This is a genomic window from Xanthomonas sp. WHRI 7945, assembly GCF_035026585.1.
Genome location: NZ_JAYIQP010000003.1, coordinates 201084 through 218051, shown reverse-complemented (window position 1 = coordinate 218051; position 16968 = coordinate 201084). Strand labels below are relative to the sequence as shown.

Genomic DNA, 16968 nt, shown 5'->3' with positions numbered 1-16968 from the left:
GAGTAGATACTACGGTCCGGGGATCTTGTAATGGCGAATCTGCCAACCTTGCGGGCGCTGGCTGCTTCCCCGTGGCTTGGAGTTGTCGTATTGGCGTTCGTTGTTCTGGCCGTATATTGGCCTGGGCTGACGGGGCCATTCTTGTTCGACGATTACCCGAATATCGTCGACAACGCGAAGATTCATCTTGCTGCATTAGACTTCCAGAGCTTGAAAAACTCGGCCATGGGCTACGAGCCGGGCTCCGTTGGCAGGCCGTTGGCTACCTTGAGTTTTGCTCTGAACTGGTACTTCTCGGGCGAAGACGCTTGGAGCTATAAGTTGACCGGGGTGGCGGTCCAGGTCTTCAACGCGTGGCTGGTGTTTGCCCTGTTGTTGAAGATGACACGCAGCGCCACTGCGATGCCTATTCGGCGTGGAATCGGTTATTGCCTGGTCGTCGCCTTGCTGTGGGCCGTGCATCCCCTTCAGGTGTCTACGGTGCTGTATGTGGTTCAACGTATGGAGTCGCTGTCACTGACGTTCGTGTTGCTGGCGCTCATTGTCTACCTGCATGGAAGACAACGGCAGATGGAAGGAGGTGCCGGGTGGGGATGGCTCTGCTTTTCCGGAGCGCTCGCCTTGGTTGGGCTGTTGTCCAAGGAGTCCGCTACGCTTTTCGGCGCGTATGCCTTCTCGCTGGAAGTTTGTCTGTTCCGCTTTGCTGCGACCAACCGGCGAGATAGGCGTCTGCTGATCGCCTTATACCTGGCGTTCGGGTTGATCGCGAGCGCGATATTCTTCGGGTGGCTCTTGCCGCGGGCGCTTCAGCCTGGTGCCTTCCAAGGAAGGGATTTCACGCTCTATGAGCGCTTGCTTACCCAGGGAAGGGTATTGGTTCTTTACCTTCAGCAGATCGCCCTGCCATTGCCGAAGAGTTTGATTTTTTATTACGATTCCTATCCGAAGTCTGTCGGGCTGCTCTCGCCGGTAACGACAGTTTTTTCGTGGCTCTTTATCGTCGCTCTACTTTGTGTGGGGTGGCTTGCGCGGCGAGCGATGCCGTTGCTGTCGCTCGGGATTTTCTGGTTTTTTGCGGGGCACCTGTTGACGAGCAACGCGATAGATCTTGAGCTTGTTTTTGAGCACAGGAACTATTTCTCGTTGCTCGGAGTACTCCTTGTGCTTGCCGAATTGGTGCGCATCATCCCCTTGAGAAATGGTCCTGCAATAAAATATGTTGGTGTTGCCGCTGTAGTCGCCTTCATGGTTGGCCTTTGCGCCATTCGTTCGGCAACGTGGGGCAATGGGTTCCTTTTCTTCAATGAGCTGGTGGACGTGAATCCACAGTCCGCGCGGGCGAGAACCGGTCTTGCCATTGCGCTCGTGGAGCGCGCCAATGGAGACGGCGATTCGCCCTTGTACAGCTTGGCCGAGCAACAGTTCGAGGCTGCTGCCGCTCTGCCAAGCGCATCGACGCTGCCCGAGCAGGGGCTCATTCTGATGGCGCTGGCCTATGGCAAGCCGGTCAAGAATGAGTGGTGGTCAGGCTTGATCTCGAAGTTGAAAACAAAGCCGCTTTCGGCGGATGTCGCATCATCCGTCTCTGACCTGATTCAGCGGCGTAAGCGTGGCGTGGCGATCGATGATGGTAGGCTGAAAGAGGCGTGTCTCGCACTTGCCAATCGGGACGGTGTCCCTGCCTTCATGTACGCCCAATTCGGCGACTACGGACTTACCTACCTGCATGACCCTACATTTTCCAACCTGATGTTCGCTAGAGCAGTGGAGGCGGGCAGATCGGACACTGCGTTTGTCGCCAAGATGATTTCCACGCTGCTTCAGGAAGGGCATCAAGAGCAGGCGTCTGTCGCGTATGAAAGGGCCAAAGAACTCGGCATATTGAAATAGGTGTGGGACTCCACGCGTCGCGTCACATCTGCGTCGACGCGCCGGCGGTTGTAGCCCGAAGTGCCGAATCGAGCATGATTGCGCAATTGCGCCAAGTCGGTATGCGGATTGCGCGAATTGAGGGATGTGCCAATTGCATAGAAATGCGGTCCGCCAGCATCTCCACATTGCCTGGCTCGTAAAGACAGGGCGCATGGTTGTCCAGTACCTGTGCAACGTCCCCCAGTGCTGTGGCCACCAACGGAACGCGCATCGCCAACATTTCATGCAGTTTCAGCGGGAAGCAGTAGCGTCCGAACGCTGAACTTCGATTACATACGACCCCGACGTCCAACGACGCCAGGACGCGGGGTACCTCGGTCTGCGGAAGTCTCCCCAAGTCGATGATGCGAGGGTGCCGATAGCGGCGAACTGTCCGATCGGTTGGCCCGGCATGAACCAGCCAAAGGTCTTGCATGCCTTGGGCCAGTTGGATGAAAGCGTCAAAAAGATCGCTGATGCCCCGACTCGAAGTCAGCGCCCCTGCTGTACCGATCAGGCGCGCATCGACTGGCAGTCCCAACGCGGTTCTGGAGGAGTGCTTGTCGAGGGGGTGAAAGATCTCCGTGTTCACGCCATTCACCACGACGTGGACAGGACCGGCTACGCGGTAGTTCCCACGGACATACTCCGCAAGGGCGTGGCTGACCGCTGTCAATGCATACGCGCGGCGGCAAGCCGATCGAAATGCGCCAGACAGGCCGGGTAGCCGCGAGAGCCCGAAGCTCTCATAGTTGTCATAGAGATCGATGACGTAGGGAACGTCTCGTTTGATCGCCCATTTGGCGGCAAGCACCGCCTGGAGCATGTCTGAACTGGCCCACACGACATCTGGACGCCAGCGGGAGGTCGCTGTGTCGAGCCACTGGAAATGGCGAAGAAGGCCCTGTGGCAGTGCGTTGATCGAATGCCACTGGACGCCGAGATCGTCTGGCTTGGGAGTGGCGTCTTCCGGGCGCCGGCGATAGCTGAGCGCGCAGACGCGCACCGAGTGGCCCTGCCGGGCCAGTTCGCGAGGAAGCTCGTACAGTCGCCCGAAGCGGTCTTCAAGGAGATCCTTGTCCGAGTACTGCCGCTTGCATACCACCAATATCTTCACTCGGGCATTTCCTGTCGATCGGCGCTGAAGCGCCGCGCGCGCGGCGGTCTGGCAAGCTTACCGTGCAGGCGTTAGATTAACCGCAGCCAGATCTCGCACTCCAGAGTCGTCAATGTCCGCCAGCGAACATCATCTCAAGAGCTTGCAGGCGATTCGGGCATACGAGTTGCGGCAGGCCCTTGCGTTCTTTCCAGTTCCTGCGCCTGGCCGGACGGTAACCGTCCTGGAGCTCGGGGCGGGGACTGGTCAGCAGGCCTTGATGCTGAGGGATGCTGGCTATGAGGTGAGCGCGGTCGATTTGCCAAGCAGCCACTACCATGATGCACGGGTCTTCGAAGTCGAGGACTACGATGGACGCACGCTTCCATTTGCCGAGGGCGCGTTCGATATCGTTTTTTCCTCGAACGTTCTTGAGCATGTCGCGGACATCGACCGCATCCTGGATGAGACGAGGCGCGTGCTCAAGCGCAATGGTCACGCTGTGCACGTGCTGCCCAGTAGCTCTTGCCGTCTCTGGAGCATCCCTGGCCACTATCTCTGGCTGGCGCGCCGGGTGCTGCAACGGGTTTCCACCTCCACGAAAGCGCCAGTTGAGGGCGAGAATTCCCTTGCAATCCCAAAGACCCCATCGGGCTTCGATGAATGGCGGAAGACGCTGTTTCCTTCGAGGCACGGAGAAAGAGGCAACGTGTTGACGGAGACATTCTATTTTTCCCGCTCGTGGTGGTCGGGAACGTTCCGAAAGGGGGGCTTTGAGGCCGTCACGACACAGTCGACCGGTATCTTCTACACGATGTGCAATTCATTTGCGCATAAGTTGTCGATATCGCGGAGGCAGAGTCTCTCGTTTTTGCTGGGCTCGTCGTGCCACATCTATGTCCTGCGCAAGCTGAATCACGCGCCGGACAAGGGGGTGTACAGGTGAAGGCCAATACCTTGCTCGGTCTCCGTGCCTCTGCCAGAGCGTTCTCATTTGGCGGCCGGTTCAATGCTCCTCAATCCATCATGAGGCGGCTCTTCCGGCATCACAGGGCCGTGGTCAGCATCGGAGATTTTGACGGCGACATGGCGATGGACCTGTCTTTGACGGAACACATGCAGCGGCGCATCTTCTGGATGGGGTACTACAGCCAGGGCATCGTGGCCTTGTTGGACCGCATCCTGGCGCCCGGCATGAGCGTCATCGATGTTGGCGCCAATATCGGTGAAATCACACTGGTGGCGGCGAAGCGCGTGGGTCAGGCAGGAAGGGTCGTTTCGTTTGAACCTGTCGACAGCCTCGCCGACACGTTGTGCAGCCATGTGCTGCGAAACGATCTTCGCAACGTCACGGTGGTACGCCAAGGGTTGTCGAATCGACATGACCATGTACCGATCTTCGCTTCCTGCGGGCAAGGAGAGCTTGGAGACGAGCATCATGGGCTGGGCAGCCTGTTTGGGACACCTTCGCACGATCGCGCACTTCAGGATATCGAAATAACGACGCTGGACGCTTATCTCGATGCGAATCCACTCCGCAGGGTCGACATCATCAAGGTCGATATCGAAGGTGCCGAGCTGGCCTGTCTGCAGGGCGCCAGGCTCACACTGGGGAAGTACAAGCCCTCGTTGATCGTGGAGGTCCAGAAGGAGTCCTCGTTGAAGGCGGGGTACGATCAGCGCGATATACTGGATTATCTGCACGAGTTCGGATATCGGTTCCAGGTCATTCGGTCCGATGGGGCGCTATGGAGCGTAGACCGTTCCTCTCTCGGGCCCTACCAGAACGTGCTTTGTACCGTCGCCGGATAGAATGACGGATTCTGAGCCAGCCAATATTTGGCTTCTCCTGAGCCGATTCGGTCATGGAGGTCTGGAGCGTGTGCAGGTTGCGCTGGCCAATGGGCTTTGCCTTCGAGGCCACCACGTCAAGCTTGTAGCGGGGCAGGTGCTTGCGCATCCTGATGGGCTTACGGCGAACGTTCCGGTTCTTGAAATCGCGCCACGTGGGCCTTTTCATTTTTTATCGGGTTTCCTGCGCGGGTGGCGGCGGCAGGCGCCAGATGTAATTTTCACGACGTCCAACGACGTGGCTTGTCTTGTCCTGCTCTTGAAGTTGCTTTACCGGAAACCAGTACGGGTGGTGGTTACCCAGCACCTGTCGGTATCGGGTCCAAGGATTGCAAGTCGTGGTGCCAGGCGGGTGAAGCTCGAATTGCTCATGCGCGCGATGCGGCTGCTTTTCCCCCGTGCCGATTCGTGTGTCGCCGTGTCCGAAGCAGTGGCTAGCGATATGCGCTCTGAGTTGGCGCTGTCGCCGGACAGGGTCAGCGTGATCCACAATCCGGTGGTGGCGTCTGACTGCGAATTGCGCTCTTTGCAACAGGTGGACTGGCCGTGGCCGGACCGGAGCGTTCCCATCGTCGTCTTCGTCGGCCGATTTTCGCCGGAGAAGCGTCTTGATCTCCTGCTTCGCGCATTTTCTCGCGTCCTCACTCAACAGCCTGCGCGGCTGCTGCTGATTGGAACTGGGCCCCTGGAGTCCCGGGTGTCGCAATGGATGGATGAGGCTGGATTGGGTGTAATTTGCAAGCGGCTTGGCTATGTCGCCAATCCCTTGCCCTATATTCGCCAGGCCGACGTCCTGGTCCTTTGCTCAGACTACGAGGGCTTCGGCAATGTTCTCGTGGAGGCGATGGCGTGCGGGACCCAGGTGGTTTCGACGGATTGTCCCGACGGACCGCGCGAAATCCTGGAGGATGGGCGGCTGGGGCAGCTTGTCCGCTGTGGCGATCACGATGCGCTGGCCGAAGCGTTGATCCGTGTCATCGACGGTAGGTGCCGGGTCGAGCCTGACGTGTTGAGGCGACGGGCGGCAGAGTTTGGCGTGCAAAAATCAATCGATGCTTATGAAGAGCTTGTCGCGGGACTTCGGCCGCGAGTTCGCGTCAGGTCGCGCTCGCCCGATGCGTGATCAGGCGGATGGAGAACAGAAACACCAAGGTGCATTCGCCTGCGATCATGGCCCAGGCGGAGCCCAATGCTCCTCGCGTAGGGGTGAGGGCGAACATTGCGCACGCCAGGACGCAAAGTCCGATCGTCTCCAGCAATACCCTGGCCCGGATGTCGCTTCTCGCCAGGAGCCAGTGCGCCAACAGGATCCGCATGCAACTGATGGGCGCGCACCAGGCGAGCAGCTTTACGACGGGCGCGGCGGATGTGAAGTCGCTGCCCAATATCGCGACGATGGCGCCCGATGCGAAGTAAAGAAACAGGGCCGCGGCCAACCCATAGGCAAAAGTGCATGTGAGCAGCGCCCGCATCATGAATGGGTGCTCGTTCATGCCCGCTCCCTGCCGAAACATGCGAGGCAGCGCCGCACCGATGAGTCCTTCGATCGGAAGTGTCGCCAGCCCTGTGAACCGCTGAGCTGCGGTGAAGTTCCCTGCGACCGCTTCGCCTCCCCAGCGCAGTGCGAACGTCTTGTCTACGGAGGTCCAGGCCATCGTGCTTGCCCAGATGCCGGAAAGTCCGATGCCGGCTCGCAAGTCGCTCCAGGCAAGCGCGTGGTTTGGCGAGTTTGCCAGTAGCCGCCTTGTGCAGCCGTGCCGCAACAAGATGGCGCAAGCGGCCAGCGCTGTCAGATGCAGCCAGACGTACAAGGAAAGCCCTTGGCCAGATTCGAACTGCATGAAGGCGGCGACCGCGGCAACCCTTGCCAAGGACCCTGCAACGGGTACCGCCGCTGCTTGCAGCACCAGTGTATGGGCCGCGTATGCGGAGGCGACCTGCGCGATGATCGGTGCGAACAGAATTTCCGATAGCCCGATGCCGAGCAGTATCCAGCCGCCCGGCTGGTGGAAGATGGCGCTCCCAAGCACTACGTACGCGAGCAGAAGCAGCGGTGTACTCCATGCCAACGCGCGCCCTGCCTGCTGCCATCTCATGGGGAACAAGGTCTGGTCGCGTGCAGTATCTTGGTACATGCGCAAACCAAGCCCGAAGCCGGCGAAGCCTCCCAGCGCAACGGCTAGGCCGGCAATGCCGGAGTAGTTTCCGTATCCGGATGCCCCGAGTACACGCGCCAACAGCAGTACCCAGACGAGTTGGCTGCCTACTCGCAAAGCGTGCCAGAGCGTCGTGCCCAGAGTGTTGCGTGCGAGCCAGCCCAGTTTTGGCATGCGGAACTTGGCGTTCATCGTGGAGAAGCGACTTCGCATCGTCGCATCACGGTATCCAACAATGCGGCGTATGCTCCGGCACGCACATGCCAATCAAAGCCTTGCACCTCGTTTGGATCGACCGGCTGCGGCGAGCGGACCAGGCGCGAAATGGCGTCGGCTAATGCTGCTGTGCTACCCGGCGGCACCGTATGCACCCCGTTGCATGTCTCGGCCAAGCGCCGGACTGCAGGGATGGCCGAGACCACGACCGGGCAACCGCAGCCCAGTGCTTCTATCAATACGAGTCCGAGGCCGTCTTGGTCGCCACTTGTTGCCTCGACAAAAGGAGCGACGAACAAGGCGGCGCGGCGGTAGAGGGAGGGAAGCTCCGACTGGGGAACCGCACCCAGGAAGCGGACGGCGTCCTGCAGTTCCAGGTCGCGGACCTGTTCCTTGCGCATCTCCAGTTCGGGTCCGAACCCGGCAACTGTCAACGTGGCACCGGGTACGGCAGCCCGGATCGCGTGCATCGCAGCGATCAGGAAACGAAGGCCTTTTTTTTCCACGAGCCGGCCGACGAACAGTATCTCCGTGCGCGACCGTGGCACGGTTGGGTCGGGAACGAACCTGCCGGAAAGATCCGCCCCCATCGGCTCCACCACCACCTTGGACATGTCTGCACCCAGAGCGGCGACCTGCTGCAGCATGCCTTCGCTGACGACGGCCAGCCGCGCCGATCGCCGTATCACAGCGCGCTTGATCCAGCGAAAAGGCCACGATTTCAGCGCGTACAGATCTCCGCCATGGGATGTGACCAGAAAGGGCGAGGAAGAACCGGCAAGACTTAGTGCTGTGGCAACGATGCCCTGCGGTATCAGCCAGTGCGCATGAACGACGGTCGGGCGACACCTGCGGACGGCACGGTAGGCAGCGAACAGCTGGCCGATGAAGAATCCAGGCAGCAGGAGCGCCTTCCAAGGACTGTGTTGCACGTTGGAAACCATGCCGCCGTCGTTCACCAGCGTTTCCCAGCGCTGTGGGGCATATCGATAACGATGGATTTCAACTGAATCCATCGTTTCGTACTCAAGCGCCCCATTCGCGTGGGGGCACAGCACCACGACCCGAAAGCGGCCGGTCAAGCGCCTGGCAAGCTCATGGACGAAGCCAGGCTCTGGGTCGTCGCGCCAGCGAGGATAGGTGGAGGCCAGCACCAAGAGCGTCGGCTTGGTCATGTTTCGGCTCGCACCGCGTGCATTCAGGCGTCGCGCCGATACGTCAGATTGGTGATCTGCTCGGAAATCAGCCCGATCAGAAAAATGATCACCGCCGCACTGAACAACAACGTGCTCATGTTGGTGAAACGGTGCATCGTCGCGAAGGTGTAGCCGTAGTAGGCGAGCCCGAGGGCGAAGAATGCCATCGAGACCGGGACGAATAGCTTAAGCGGCGAATACAACGTGGCGATCTTGAAGATGATCAGCAGGAAGCGGATGCCGTCCTTCATGGGGCGGATGTGGCTGCCGTTGCCGACCCGCTTGGCGACGGGGATCGGCACGTAGGCGACCGGATAGGCGCTGCGGAAGAAGGCCATGGTGCTGGTGGTGGGGTAGCTGAACCCGTTCGGGAGCAGGTGCAGGAATTCGCGGAACCTGTCCGCGCGGACGGCGCGGAAGCCGGAGGTGAGGTCTTTCACCTCGAAGCCTGTCATGCGGCTGGCCAGCCAGTTGTAGAAGCGGTTGGCCAGACCGCGGTGCACGCTCGCCTGTCCGCTGCTGTCGCGGGCGCCGACGACCATGTCGTAGCCCTGGCCGAGCTTGGCCAGCAGTTTGTGGATGTCGCTTGGATCGTGCTGTCCATCCGCATCCATGAACACCAGGATGTCGCCGCCCGCGGCCCGTGCGCCGCGCTTGATCGCCGCACCGTTGCCCATCGAGTAGGGACTGCCGATGACCCGAGCGCCATGGTCGCGCGCGACCTGCGCGGTCGTATCGGTCGAGCCGTCGTCGACCACGATGATCTCGGCATCCGGCATTTCCTCGCGCAGCCGCGGCAGCGTGCGCGACAGACCGGCCACCTCGTTCTTGGCTGGCAGGATGATGCTGATCTTGTCCAAAGGTCGACCCCTAGTTCCCCGTCGGCTATGGTAATCCCAGTCGCGGCCGGATTCGTGGCGCGTAGCGATGCCGCCTGCGTTTGCTGCTGTGCCGGAAGCGGTTGCGCGGAATTTGCAGTATCTTTGGTCCGCAAGAACGGGGGCTTTTCCATGAATGCAGCTGTCTCGGCCAACCTGGTTGGCATCACCGGCATCGCGCGCCGCCTGGTTCAGGATGGCGCGGTGGAGGAGGCGGTCGCGCGGACCGCGATGGCGCATGCCGCCGAGGCCAAGATCCCGCTGCCGCAGTGGTTCTCGGAGAAGAAGCTGGCCACCGCGGCGCAGCTGGCTGCCGCCAATGCGGTGGAGTTCGGGATGCCGCTGCTGGATGTGTCGGTGTTCGATGCCAACCAGAGCGCGATCAAGCTGGTCAGCGAGGAGTTGCTGCAGAAGCACCAAGTGCTGCCGCTGTTCAAGCGCGGTACCCGGCTGTTCGTCGGGATCAGCAATCCGACCCAGACCCGGGCGCTGGACGACATCAAGTTCCATACCAATCTGACGGTCGAGCCGATCCTGGTCGATGAGGACCAGATCCGGCGCACGCTGGAGCAGTGGCAGGCGCGCAGCGATGCGATCGGCAACGCGCTGGGCGACGACGAGGAGGGCATGGACAACCTCGAGGTCGGCGCCGGCGACGAGGACATGGGCAGCGGCGGCGATACCGGCGTCGATGCCAAGGGCGACGACACGCCCGTGGTCAAGTTCGTGAACAAGATGCTGGTCGACGCGATCCGCCGCGGCGCCTCGGACATCCATTTCGAGCCGTACGAGGACGACTACCGGGTGCGGCTGCGCATCGATGGCCTGCTCAAGAGCGTGGCCAAGGCGCCGGTCAAGCTCAACCAGCGTATTGCGGCGCGACTGAAGGTGATGTCGCAGCTGGACATCGCCGAGAAGCGGGTGCCGCAGGACGGGCGCATCAAGCTCAACCTGTCCAAGAGCAAGCAGATCGACTTCCGCGTCAGCACGTTGCCGACGCTGTTCGGCGAGAAGATCGTGCTGCGTATCCTCGACGGCAGCGCGGCCAAGCTGGGCATCGACAAGCTCGGCTACGAGCCGGAACAGCAGAAGCTGTTCCTGGACGCGATCCACAAGCCCTATGGCATGGTGCTGGTGACCGGCCCGACCGGCTCGGGCAAGACGGTGTCGCTGTATACCGCGCTGGGCATCCTCAACGACGATACCCGCAACATCTCCACCGCCGAGGATCCGGTGGAAATCCGCCTGCCCGGCGTGAACCAGGTGCAGCAGAACAACAAGCGCGGCATGACCTTCGCCGTGGCGCTGCGTTCGTTCCTGCGCCAGGATCCGGACATCATCATGGTCGGCGAAATCCGCGACCTGGAGACCGCCGAGATCGCGATCAAGGCGGCGCAGACCGGCCACATGGTGCTGTCCACGCTGCACACCAACGATGCGCCGCAGACCATCGCGCGCCTGATGAACATGGGCATCGCGCCGTACAACATCACCAGTTCGGTGACGCTGGTGATCGCGCAGCGCCTGGCGCGGCGCCTGTGCAACAACTGCAAGCGCCCCAGCCAGCTTCCGGAGAATGCGCTGCTGGCCGAGGGATTCAGCGCGGCGGAAATCGCCGCCGGCATCCAGCTGTTCGAGGCCGTCGGCTGCGACGAGTGCACCGAAGGCTACAAGGGGCGTACCGGCATCTACCAGGTGATGCCGATGAACGACGAGATCGCGGCCATCGTGCTGCAGGGCGGCAACGCGATGGACATCGCCGAGGCGGCGCAGAAGATCGGGGTCAAGGACCTGCGCCAGTCGGCGTTGCTCAAAGCCCGCAACGGCATCACCAGCTTGGCCGAGATCAATCGCGTTACCAAGGACTGATGGGGCCGGGATTCGGGATTTGGGATGAGGGGATTCGCAAATGCAGCGCAGCGGCGCTTCATCTGGGGGGCCTTGATCCGGCTTTTTTCTACCTGGGCCGAATTAGGTGCAGGGCAGGGGAAGCGTGCTTTTACGAATCCCCAATCCCAATTCCCCAATCCCAGCTCTTCTACTCCATCCCCAACTTCTTGAGCTTGTAGCGCAGCGCGCGGAAGGTGATGCCGAGCTGGGCCGCGGTGCGGGTCTTGTTCCAACGGTTTTCCTCCAGCGCCTTCTGGATCGCGGCGCGTTCGAGCTGCTCGATGTAGGAGGGCAGGGCGGAGGAGGTCGGGTCGATGTCGACCACGCCGGGCGGCAGGGCGGGGGCGGCTTCGGCCGCGGCGCGGGCGCTGTTGCCGGGCTGCGGCAGGTGCAGGTCGGCGGCGCTGATCTGGTCGTCCTCGGCCATCGCCAGGGCGCGCTCGAGGATGTTCTCCAGTTCGCGCACGTTGCCGGGGAAGGCGTAACGGTTCAGGGCGTCCAGCGCCGACGGCGACAGCAGCGGGGTGATCCGGCCATGGCTCTTGGCCAGCCGCGCCAGGATCGCCGCGGCCAGTTGCGGCAGGTCGCCGCCGCGCTCGCGCAGCGGCGGCACGCGCAGTTCGATCACGTTGATGCGGTAGTACAGGTCGTGGCGGAAGCGGCCGTCGGCGACCAGGTCGGCCAGGTCCTTGTGGGTGGCCGACAGGATGCGCACGTCGGTCGGCACCTCGGTGGCGGCACCGACCGGGCGCACCGACTTCTCCTGGATCGCCCGCAGCAGCTTGACCTGCATCGGCAGCGGCAGCTCGGCCACTTCGTCCAGGAACAGGGTGCCGCCCTGCGCGGCCTGGAACAGGCCGGCCTGGTCGGCGTGGGCACCGGTGAAGCTGCCCTTCTTGTGGCCGAAGAACTCGCTTTCCATCAGTTCGGCCGGGATCGCGCCGCAGTTGACCGGCACGAACGGCCCGGCCGCGCGCGCGCCCTGCTCATGGATGGTGCGCGCGACCAGTTCCTTGCCGACGCCGGACTCGCCGAGGATGTACACCGGCGCCTGGCTGCGCGCGACCTTGGCGATGGTGGCGCGCAGCGCGTCCATCGCGGTCGAGGCGCCGAGCAGGCGGCTGGCCTGCTCCGGCGGCGGCGCCGGCGGCGCGGCGCGCTCGGTGTTGTTGAGTTCCAGCGCGTGCTTGACCAGGCCGCGCAGCACGTGGATGTCCACCGGCTTGCTGACGAAGTCGAAGGCGCCGGCCTTCAGCGCTTCCACCGCAAGGTCCATGCTGCCGAACGCGGTGATCATCGCCACCGGCGTGCGCGGATAGTGGCGGGCGATCTCGCTGACCAGCTCGATGCCGTTGCCATCGGGCAGGCGCATGTCGGTGATGCACAGGTCGTAGGGGTTGCTGGCCAGCAGTTCGCGGGCTTCGGCGAGGTTGGCGGCGGTGCTGATGCGCAGCCCCATCCTGCCCAGGGTCAGTACCAGCAGTTCGCGGATGTCGCGTTCGTCGTCGACGACAAGGGCGCTTCGGGTTTCGTTCATGTGGGGAAAAGATAGCCCAGGTCCAGGGTCCAGCGCCAATTTTTCGACGCCACGGGGGGTGCCGGTGTGGCGCTCAGTTCGCGAGCATGGTGTGCGGGCCGGGCAGGACCACGCGGAAGCAGGCGCCGCCGGCCGGCACCGGCACGTACTCCAGCCGCGCCTGGTTGGCCCGGCACAGCTCGCGGGCGATGTACAGGCCCAGCCCGGTGCCGTGCTCGGAGGTGGTGAAGAACGGGCGGAACAGCTGCGCGGCCACCGCCTCGGGGATGCCGGGGCCACGGTCCATCACATCGACGATCGCGTTGCGCTCCTGCACCGCCACGCGCAGCCGCACCCGCGCCGGCTCCTCCATCACCCGTCCGTACTTGAGCGCGTTGTGCACCAGCGCGCTGAGGATCTGGTGCAGGTGCTTGGGATCGACCAGCGCGTGCACCGCCTTCGGCGCGGCGATGGCTTCCAGGCTGTCGGTCTCGATCGACATGGTCTGCTGGTATTCCAGCACGAAGCGGCGCACGAACACGCCCAGGTCCAGGTTCTCCGGATTGGAGCGCTCGCGCCGGGCCAGTCCCAGTACGCTCTCGACGATGCCGTTGGTGCGCTGGCACTGCATGTGGATGATCTGCAGCAGGCGGCGGTCGGCATCGCCGATCGCCGGCGACTCCTCCAGCAGCTGCGAGGCGTAGCTGATCGCGGCCAGCGGATTGCGGATCTCGTGCGCCAGGCTGGCCGAGAACCGGCCCAGCGCCGATAGGGTCAGCGATTCGGCGCGCCGCGACACCACCGTCGCATCGTCCAGGAACACCAGGGTCAGGTCGCCTTCCATCAGCAGCCGGGCGAAGCGCGGTTGCACTTCGGGCTGGTCCGGCGACAGCTGCAGCGGCGTCTCTTCCTGGTTCCAGCCGTTGCGCCAGCGCTGCAGGCGCCGCGCCAGTTCCGGTGCGGCGCTGAGCAGGTCCAGGCGGCCGCTGCCGCTGTTGCCGTCGGCGTCGCCGAGCAGGGCCGAGGCCGCCTCGTTGGCCAGGGTGACGCGGTTCTGTGCGTCCACCACCAGCACCCCGGTGCGCATGCGGCGGATGATCAACTCGTTGATTTCGTAGAGATTCGCCACTTCCGCGCCACGCTGGTCGGCCAGCGTCTGGCTGCTGCGCGCGCGCTGCCCGATCTGGTAGCAGATGTAGGCCACGGCCAGGTAGCTGGTGGCGAACATCGCCAGTTCGGCCAGGCTGCGGGTGTTCTCGCCGCCGTCCAGCGCGGTCCACAGGTATTCCAGCAGCGTGGCCGCCGCCGCGGTCAGGGCGACGCCGAAGCCGTAGCGCAGCCGCAGCAGCATCGCCGCGGCGGCGACGTTGAACAGCAGCATCATCGCGATGCCGGCGCTGGCCGCCGGCAGCGCGTGCGCGGCCAGGGTGGCCGCGGCGATGTCCGCGGTCGCGCTGCAGAACACGATCGCGGTCAGATGGCGCTCGTTGCGGCCCCACAGCAGCAGCAGCAGCGCCACGGCCAGGTAGGCGCCTGCCAGCCCGACCGCCAGTTGCGGGAACCGCGGTGCGCCGACCAGCACGCTCAATGGGCTGAACACCAAGGCCGCGATCAGCCCGGCCACCAGCACCCGGTACAGCGCGAAGAAATACAGCTCGCGGCGGGGGATGGACTCGATGCGGTCGATGAGCGAAGCGCTTGTGGGCAAGCCGGACTCCAGCCAGGCGGCGGACGGCGCGAGTATAGGCGTCGCGCCGGGGAATGCGATGGCAGGCGCGCAATCGGGGCCGGCGGCTGTGGGCCCGCCCGGCCGAGGGCAGGCCGGACGCGGCACGGGCCGGGCCGAGGGCGGCTTCACACAGGGGCCGGACCGGCGCTTTTGCGCCGTCGCCCAGGGTCGGCGACAATATGCGGCCCGTCCGTACCCTTCCGGCCGCCATCAAGGCCCGGAGCGCTGCGGGACGGTCGTTCCTCTTCCCACGGTGACGCATGAATTTCCACGAATACCAGGCGAAACAACTGTTTGCCGATTACGGCATCCCGGTCCCGGCCGGACGCGTCGCGTCCACGCCCGAAGAAGCCGTCGAAGCGGCCAATGCCCTGGGCAATGGCCCCTGGATGGTCAAGGCCCAGATCCACGCGGGCGGCCGCGGCAAGGCCGGCGGCGTGAAGTTCTGCAAGACCACCGACGACGTCAAGGCCGCTGCGGCCAAGATGCTCGGCACCTCGATGGAAACCTACCAGTCCGCCGGCGTGGCCCTGCCGATCAGCCTGGTGCTGGTCACCGAGGCCGGCGAGATCGCCAAGGAACTGTATCTGTCGGTGCTGGTCGACCGCGGCACCCAGTCGATCACCTACATCGCCTCGTCGGAAGGCGGCGTGGACATCGAGCAGGTCGCGGCCGAGACCCCCGAGAAGATCCAGACCCTCAACGTGAACTTCGTCGAAGGCCTGCAGCCGTACCAGGCGCGCGAGATCGGCTTCAAGCTCGGTCTGACCGCCAAGCAGGCCAACCAGCTGGCCAAGATCATGGGCGGCCTGTACACCCTGTTCAACGAGAAGGACCTGGCGCTGGTCGAACTGAACCCGCTGGCGATCCTGGACAGCGGCGACCTGTACGCGCTCGACGGCAAGGTCAACTCCGACGACAACGCCACCTTCCGCCACAAGGATCTGGCCGCCATGCGCGACAAGACCCAGGAAGACGAGGCCGAAGTGCGCGCCAGCGAGTACGACCTGAACTACGTGACCATGGACGGCAACATCGGCTGCATGGTCAACGGCGCCGGCCTGGCCATGGCCACCATGGACGTGATCGCGCTCAACGGCGGTTCGCCGGCCAACTTCCTGGACGTCGGCGGCGGCGCCACCAAGGAGCGCGTGACCGAGGCGTTCAAGCTGATCCTGTCCTCGGACAAGGTCAAGGCGATCTTCGTCAACATCTTCGGCGGCATCGTCCGCTGCGACATGATCGCCGAGGGCATCATCGCCGCGGTCAAGGAAGTGGACGTCAAGGTGCCGGTGGTGGTGCGTCTGGAAGGCACCAACGTCGAGGCGGGCAAGAAGCTGCTGGCCGAATCCGGCCTGGCCATCACCCCGGCCGACGACATCAACGATGGCGCCAAGAAGGCCGTCGCAGCCGTCGCTGCCTGAACCCACGAGACTAGGAAGAATTCATGTCTGTTTTGATCAACAAGAACACGAAAGTCATCGTGCAGGGCTTCACCGGCCAGCAGGGTACTTTCCACGCGACCCAGATGGTCGAGTACGGCACCCAGGTCGTCGGCGGCGTGACCCCGGGCAAGGGCGGCACCACCCACATCGATCTGCCGGTGTTCAACACCGTGCGCGAAGCGGTCGAGGCCACCGGCGCCGATGCGTCGGTGATCTACGTGCCGCCGCCGTTCGCGGCCGATGCGATCCTGGAAGCGGCCGCGGCCGGCATCAAGGTCATCATCTGCATCACCGAGGGCATCCCGGTGCTGGACATGCTGCGCGTCAAGAACGTGCTGAAGTCGCACCCGGACGTGACCCTGGTCGGTCCGAACTGCCCCGGCGTCATCACCCCGGGCGAGTGCAAGATCGGCATCATGCCGGGCCACATCCACATGCCGGGCAAGATCGGCATCGTGTCGCGTTCGGGCACGCTGACCTATGAAGCGGTCAAGCAGACCACCGCGGCCGGCCTGGGCCAGTCCACCGTCATCGGCATCGGCGGCGACCCGATCAACGGCCTGAACTTCGTCGACTGCCTCAAGCTGTTCAACGAAGACCCGCAGACCCTGGGCATCATCATGGTCGGCGAGATCGGCGGCGACGCCGAGGAAGCCGGCGCCGAGTACATCAAGGCCCACGTCAAGAAGCCGGTGGTCGGCTTCATCGCCGGCGCCTCGGCCCCTCCGGGCAAGCGCATGGGCCACGCCGGTGCGATCGCCTCGGGCGGTTCGGGCACCGCCGCCGGCAAGTTCGCGGCGATGGAAGCGGCCGGCGTCAAGACCGTCCGCTCGCCGGGCGACCTGGGTGCGGCGATCGCTTCGCTGGTGAAGTAAGCGACACGCGGTTTCGGTATGCGGCGCAGGTGCCGCATACCGGCGACCGTTCGCTGGCGGCATGTCCGTCAGCGTCGAACTGGGCCTCGCGAAAGCGGGGCCTTTTTTGTGCCGGCCTTTTTTCGAAGGTGAAGCGCCGCTGTCGCAAGTGACGCGTTCGCCCATATCCGCACCCCAACCCATCTCTCCTACGAGAGCTTCCTTCGGTT

The 16968-nt window shown here is 63.5% G+C and carries 13 protein-coding genes; 7 read left to right on the top strand and 6 right to left on the bottom strand.

Features of this window, described 5'->3' with window-relative positions; translation table 11 throughout:
* Nucleotides 1-30: 30 nt before the first annotated feature.
* On the top strand, nt 31-1890 hold the full coding sequence (locus tag VDQ83_RS04040) for a hypothetical protein (protein ID WP_455433950.1): 1860 nt from the start codon (nt 31-33) through the stop codon (nt 1888-1890).
* A gap of 22 nt (nt 1891-1912) precedes the next feature.
* On the opposite strand, the gene VDQ83_RS04035 is transcribed toward VDQ83_RS04040, so the two are convergent.
* Complete coding sequence (locus tag VDQ83_RS04035; protein ID WP_455433949.1) at nt 1913-3028, bottom strand: glycosyltransferase family 4 protein; 1116 nt, start codon at nt 3026-3028, stop codon at nt 1913-1915.
* Between the two features lie 112 nt (nt 3029-3140).
* Here VDQ83_RS04035 and VDQ83_RS04030 point away from each other — a divergent pair, with 112 nt between their 5' ends.
* From VDQ83_RS04030 to VDQ83_RS04020, 3 genes are read left to right on the top strand one after another with little or no spacing between them, the layout of a single operon-like run.
* Entirely contained in the window at nt 3141-3953 is an 813-nt protein-coding gene (locus tag VDQ83_RS04030) for a class I SAM-dependent methyltransferase (RefSeq protein ID WP_455433948.1), read from the top strand.
* Nucleotides 3950-4819 carry an FkbM family methyltransferase gene (locus VDQ83_RS04025; protein ID WP_455433947.1) on the top strand — a complete coding sequence of 290 codons (870 nt, stop codon included), beginning with the start codon at nt 3950-3952 and terminating at the stop codon, nt 4817-4819. Before VDQ83_RS04030 ends, VDQ83_RS04025 begins: the two co-directional genes overlap by 4 nt.
* 1 nt (nt 4820) lies before the next feature.
* Nucleotides 4821-5981 (top strand): glycosyltransferase, encoded by a 1161-nt coding sequence (locus VDQ83_RS04020; protein ID WP_455433946.1) that lies wholly within the window; start codon nt 4821-4823, stop codon nt 5979-5981.
* On the opposite strand, the gene VDQ83_RS04015 is transcribed toward VDQ83_RS04020, so the two are convergent.
* From VDQ83_RS04015 to VDQ83_RS04005, 3 genes are read right to left on the bottom strand one after another with little or no spacing between them, the layout of a single operon-like run.
* On the bottom strand, nt 5956-7206 hold the full coding sequence (locus VDQ83_RS04015) for a lipopolysaccharide biosynthesis protein (RefSeq protein WP_455433945.1): 1251 nt from the start codon (nt 7204-7206) through the stop codon (nt 5956-5958). The two genes, VDQ83_RS04020 and VDQ83_RS04015, sit on opposite strands and share 26 nt — an antisense overlap.
* Nucleotides 7203-8405: a glycosyltransferase gene (locus tag VDQ83_RS04010; RefSeq protein WP_455433944.1), complete on the bottom strand. Its 1203-nt coding sequence runs from the start codon at nt 8403-8405 to the stop codon at nt 7203-7205. The genes VDQ83_RS04015 and VDQ83_RS04010 overlap by 4 nt, the downstream gene beginning before the upstream one ends.
* Before the next feature lie 23 nt (nt 8406-8428).
* The gene (locus VDQ83_RS04005) at nt 8429-9286 is read right to left on the bottom strand and encodes a glycosyltransferase family 2 protein (protein WP_455434009.1); all 858 of its coding nucleotides are present in this window, start codon (nt 9284-9286) and stop codon (nt 8429-8431) included.
* A gap of 150 nt (nt 9287-9436) precedes the next feature.
* Here VDQ83_RS04005 and pilB point away from each other — a divergent pair, with 150 nt between their 5' ends.
* Nucleotides 9437-11173, top strand: a complete 1737-nt coding sequence (pilB, locus tag VDQ83_RS04000; RefSeq protein WP_263395450.1) for a type IV-A pilus assembly ATPase PilB — start codon at nt 9437-9439, stop codon at nt 11171-11173.
* A 169-nt stretch (nt 11174-11342) separates the two neighbouring features.
* On the opposite strand, the gene VDQ83_RS03995 is transcribed toward pilB, so the two are convergent.
* Nucleotides 11343-12731 (bottom strand): sigma-54-dependent transcriptional regulator, encoded by a 1389-nt coding sequence (locus VDQ83_RS03995; RefSeq protein ID WP_309921249.1) that lies wholly within the window; start codon nt 12729-12731, stop codon nt 11343-11345.
* A 73-nt stretch (nt 12732-12804) separates the two neighbouring features.
* Nucleotides 12805-14418, bottom strand: coding sequence for a sensor histidine kinase (locus tag VDQ83_RS03990; protein ID WP_263395448.1), 1614 nt, complete (start codon nt 14416-14418; stop codon nt 12805-12807).
* Between the two features lie 281 nt (nt 14419-14699).
* Between VDQ83_RS03990 and sucC the strand changes: the two genes are divergently transcribed.
* Nucleotides 14700-15863 (top strand): ADP-forming succinate--CoA ligase subunit beta, encoded by a 1164-nt coding sequence (gene sucC, locus VDQ83_RS03985; protein ID WP_145702360.1) that lies wholly within the window; start codon nt 14700-14702, stop codon nt 15861-15863.
* Nucleotides 15864-15886: 23 nt separating this feature from the next.
* Nucleotides 15887-16759, top strand: coding sequence for a succinate--CoA ligase subunit alpha (gene sucD, locus VDQ83_RS03980; protein WP_263395447.1), 873 nt, complete (start codon nt 15887-15889; stop codon nt 16757-16759).
* Nucleotides 16760-16968 lie beyond the last annotated feature (209 nt).